The sequence below is a fragment of the Mesobacillus sp. genome, assembly GCF_049588175.1.
Classification (GTDB): Bacteria; Bacillota; Bacilli; order Bacillales; family Cytobacillaceae; genus Mesobacillus.
This window is the reverse complement of record NZ_JBAVFI010000137.1, coordinates 1-4,660: the sequence shown is the minus strand read 5'-3', so window position 1 is coordinate 4,660 and position 4,660 is coordinate 1. Positions and strand designations below refer to the sequence as shown.

At 45.3% G+C, this 4,660-nt stretch carries 3 protein-coding genes; 2 read left to right on the top strand and 1 reads right to left on the bottom strand.

Translation table 11 applies throughout. From position 1 onward, the window contains the following. Window positions 1-100: 100 nt before the first annotated feature. Both addA and WB217_RS03380 read left to right on the top strand, forming a co-directional pair. A complete protein-coding gene (addA, locus tag WB217_RS03385; protein ID WP_423990640.1) occupies window positions 101-3,886 on the top strand; it encodes a helicase-exonuclease AddAB subunit AddA in 3,786 nt (1,261 codons plus the stop codon). Between the two features lie 173 nt (window positions 3,887-4,059). Continuing rightward, window positions 4,060-4,368 (top strand): HNH endonuclease, encoded by a 309-nt coding sequence (locus WB217_RS03380; RefSeq protein WP_423990638.1) that lies wholly within the window; start codon window positions 4,060-4,062, stop codon window positions 4,366-4,368. Here the strand turns inward: WB217_RS03380 and WB217_RS03375 are convergent. After that, window positions 4,365-4,583: a spore germination protein gene (locus WB217_RS03375; protein ID WP_423990636.1), complete on the bottom strand. Its 219-nt coding sequence runs from the start codon at window positions 4,581-4,583 to the stop codon at window positions 4,365-4,367. The two genes, WB217_RS03380 and WB217_RS03375, sit on opposite strands and share 4 nt — an antisense overlap. Window positions 4,584-4,660: the final 77 nt, after the last annotated feature.

The window sequence follows — 4,660 nt, the reverse complement described above, 5'->3', positions numbered from 1 at the left end:
GTAAATGATGGTCTGAATGCAGCCTCAGATAGATTAGAAGAAATAAAGAAACACGATATCCTTGCATCAATTGGGGAGGAGGAAGAGGATCTTGGCTAAAATGAATATACCGCCTGTACCGGAAGGGGCGACCTGGACGGAAGACCAGTGGAAGGCAATCATGGCATCAGGGCAGGATATCCTGGTCGCCGCTGCGGCTGGATCGGGTAAAACGGCTGTTTTAGTAGAGAGGATCATCAATAAGATTACGTCGGAGCACGATCCAATTGATGTGGACGAGCTGCTGGTAGTGACATTCACGAATGCTTCAGCAGCGGAAATGCGCCACAGGATTGGCGAGGCTCTTGAGAAAGCAATTGATGCAAATCCTAATTCAATCCATTTGAAAAAACAGCTCAGCCTGCTGAACAGGGCATCTATTTCTACACTTCACTCTTTTTGCCTTGATGTTATCAGGAAGTATTACTATTTGATTGATGTTGATCCAGGCTTCAGGATTGCTGATGAAACCGAGGGTCAGCTATTAAGGGACGAAGTGATTGAGGATTTGTTCGAAGAAGAATACGGAAAGGCTGACAATCAGCCGTTTTTCAACCTTGTTGATGCATTCACGAATGACCGTAGTGACGAAGGATTGAAGGATATTATTGCTGACCTTTTTGATTTTTCCAGATCCAATCCTTCACCCGATGAGTATCTCGATTCGATTGTTTCCATGTATGATGCTGCAGGCAGCTCTTCGATTGAGGATCTGCCATTTATGAAAGTTCTCATGAACGATATTGAGCTCCAGCTTCAGGGAGCAAAGCAGCTCCTTGAACAAGGATTGGAGATTGCAAGAATGCCAGGAGGCCCAGCGCCAAGAGCTGTTAATTTTACAGATGATCTCCATGTAGTTGAGACGTTATTAAATGCGAAAGACCACTCATGGTCTGAGCTTTATGAGGCGATGCAGCTTGCTAAATTTGACAGGGCAAAAACGTGCAAGGGCGATGACTTTGATAAGCAGATGGTGGACAAGGCTGGAAAGCTGAGGGACAGGGCGAAGAAAATCGTTCAGGATATGAAAAGCGAATTATTTGCAAGAAGGCCTGAGAGCTTCCAGAAGGATATGCAGGAAATGAAACCAGTGATCGCTGTCCTGATTGATCTAGTAAAAGAATTTTCGCGCCGTTTTGGCGAAGTGAAGCAGGAACGTGGACTTGTCGATTTCTCCGATCTTGAACACTATACACTTGCCATCCTGACTAAACAGCATGAATTAGAAGGCGGGGAGCCAGCATATGCCGCTATGCCATCAGAAGCGGCACTTGCATATCGCAGAAAGTTCAAGGAAGTGCTGGTTGATGAGTATCAGGATACAAATATGGTTCAGGAAGCAATCCTCCAGCTAGTGACTTCAGATGGTGAGTCGACAGGAAATATGTTCATGGTGGGTGACGTAAAACAGTCTATCTACCGTTTCCGGCTTGCTGAGCCCAATCTGTTTTTAGGTAAATACAACAGATTCACTGCAGATGGCGAGCAAACGGGTTTGAAAATTGACCTGGCCAAGAATTTCAGGAGTCGCAGCGAAATCCTTGACGGCACTAATTATCTTTTCAAGCAAATTATGGGCGTCAAGGTTGGCGAGATTCATTACGATGAAAATGCCGAGCTCAAAAAGGGAGCTCCGTATCCTGATGATGAGTCATTCCCAGTTGAACTTCTGCTGATAGATAAAGGGAATGCCGGTTCAGCTGAAAGCGAAGCAGCAGAAGAGAATGAAGCAGATTCAACGGAATTTGATGCTGATGACCTCGAACAATCACAGCTGGAAGCAAGACTGATGGCGAAGCATATAAAAGAGATGGTTGAAGAGCGCAGGGGCGTCTACAATCCTAAGACGAAGGCTTCTAAGCCCGTGAATTACCGGGACATTGTCATCCTGCTCCGCTCGATGACGTGGGCTCCGCAAATCATGGAGGAGTTTAAGCAGCAGGGGATTCCGATTTATGCCAATTTATCGACTGGTTATTTCCAGGCGACAGAAGTCGCGGTCATGCTTTCCCTTTTAAAAGTAATTGACAATCCATATCAGGATATACCGCTCGCTGCTGTACTCAGGTCTCCGATTGTAGGCCTGAATGAAGAGGAGCTGGCAGTCATTAGGATCAGCCAGAAACGAGGCGCGTTCTATGAGGCGTTGACAACTTTTTGCCAAAAGAAACCAACAGCCGAACAGGAGAGTTTGCATGAAAAGACACGAAGTTTCTTTGATCGCTTAAAGAACTGGAGAACAGTAGCCCGGCAAGGATCTGTTTCTGATTTGATCTGGCAGCTGTACAGAGAAACCAGATTCTTTGATTTTGCCGGTGGTATGCCGGGCGGGAAACAGCGTCAGGCAAACCTGCGTGCCCTATACGACCGGGCAAGGCAATATGAGGCAACATCCTTCCGGGGATTGTTCCGATTTTTGCGATTCATTGAACGGATGCGTGAACGCGGTGATGACCTTGGTGCAGCCAGGGCGCTTGGGGAGCAGGAGGATGTTGTCCGGATTATGACGATTCACAGCAGCAAGGGCCTTGAGTTTCCAGTTGTATTCGCAGCCGGTTTGGCGAGGAATTTCAACACGATGGACTTGAAGAAATTTTACATGCTTGATAAGGAATTTGGCTTTGCAGCAAAATATATAAACCCGGAAAAACGTATTTCGTACCCTTCACTGCCTCAGCTTGCATTTAGGCGTAAGCATAAGATGGAAATGCTCGCTGAAGAAATGAGGGTGCTTTACGTTGCTTTGACTCGGGCAAAGGAAAAGCTTTATTTAATCGGGTCTGTAAAGGATGCTGAAAAAACAATCAGCAAATGGCAGGATGAGGCAAGCCATCCTGAATGGCTCCTCAGTGAATATCTAAGAGCTTCAGCATCAGGCTATATTGACTGGATCGGCCCAGCAGTCATCCGTCATAGGGATTGTGATTCGTTTAGAGGCAGCGAGGCAAGTACTGCGCCTGTAGATGAAATCACCAGCCATCCCTCACGCTGGAAAATCGAAACGATAACGGCCGAAGAAGTGGCAACCTATGCTGATGAAACGATTGAAGAGCATGAAAGCCTGATGGACCTGGTAGCAGAAGGGAAGCCGGTAAATATCGATTCTGCTTTATCAGAAGAGGTGCGCAATCAGCTTTCATGGAATTATCATTTCAGGGAAGCAGCGACACACCGTTCGAAGCAATCCGTCACAGAACTGAAACGGAATCATGAAACAAGAGATGAGGAAAGCGGCACCCAAATGATCCGCCGTTTTACAAAACCAATCTTGAACAGGCCAAGATTTATGCAGGAAAAGAAATTAACCCCTGCAGAACGCGGTACTGCGATGCATATGGTCATGCAGCATATCGACCTTACAAAACCTGTCAACGAACTTTCACTCGATCTGCAGTTGGAAAAAATGGTGGAGAGTGAGCTTCTTTTCCCAGAGCAAAGAGAGGCCATCGAGAAAAAATGGATTCTTGCCTTTTTTGAAACCGAAATTGGCAGACGGCTATTGAATGCTCAGAAAGTAAGCAGAGAAGTGCCGTTCTATCTCTCGCTGCCAGCGAATGAAGTTTACCCAGACTGGCAAGGTGAAAATGAACCGATTTTTATCCAGGGGGTCGTCGATTGCATTTTCCAGGACGAAAAAGGCACGGTACTGCTAGACTTCAAGACAGACGGCATCCATGACCGCTACAAAGGCGGCTTCGAACAGGCGAAATCCATCTTAGAAGAACGATACCGCATTCAAATCAGTTTATATGCAAAAGCGATCGAACAAGTATGGAAGCAGCCTGTAAATGAGAAATATTTATATTTCTTCGATGGCGGGCATCTTTTAGAGCTTGAACAAAATTAATATTTTCATTTACGGCTTTGCTCCGTAAAAAATACTGAAAACCGGTCGGATGCGTACAATAATCCAGACCGGTTTTTTTAGATTAGGCCCTGTTAAAGCTCCTGTTGATTGGTGCGGAAATCAGCAGCCTAGGTTAACAGAGCTAATAAGAGACTTTAAGAAAGGAGATCCAAATGGCAAAAGCAATGCAGGTTGGTAAATGTGAGCTATGCGGCAGAGAGGATGTCGAAGTAACTATCCACCATCTGACACCAAAAGAAATGGGCGGGACTTTTTTGCCGACAGCAAATCTCTGCATTCCTTGCCATAAACAGATACATGCATTTTTTTCGAATGAGGAACTTGCTGCCAGTTTGAATACAATCGAGCTGCTTCGCATGCATCCTGACATCCATAAGTTTTTAAAATGGATAAAAAAGCAGCCTTCAACAAGGCTGCCTAAAATCTCAAAATCAAAGGGGCGAAAACATAAAAAGCGCTAGTTATTTCCAACTGTTGGCTGATCAAAAAGGTTTGCGTCAAGAACATTACTGGAACTTATGCCGTTATTGGTGACGATTAATCCTCCTGTATTGAACCCGCCCTGGCCTGCCGTCGTCTTGGAGTTGCTTTTTGGCGAGATAAACAGGGAGTCGCCGAACTGTACAGTGCCTCCGCTGACAGTAACAATTTGAACAAGACCTATAATTGCTGGCATTGAAAACATCCTTTTCTTATTGTTTATTTACGTTCTAATCGTAAACTTTGTTGCATTAATACTCCCCTTAATATCCT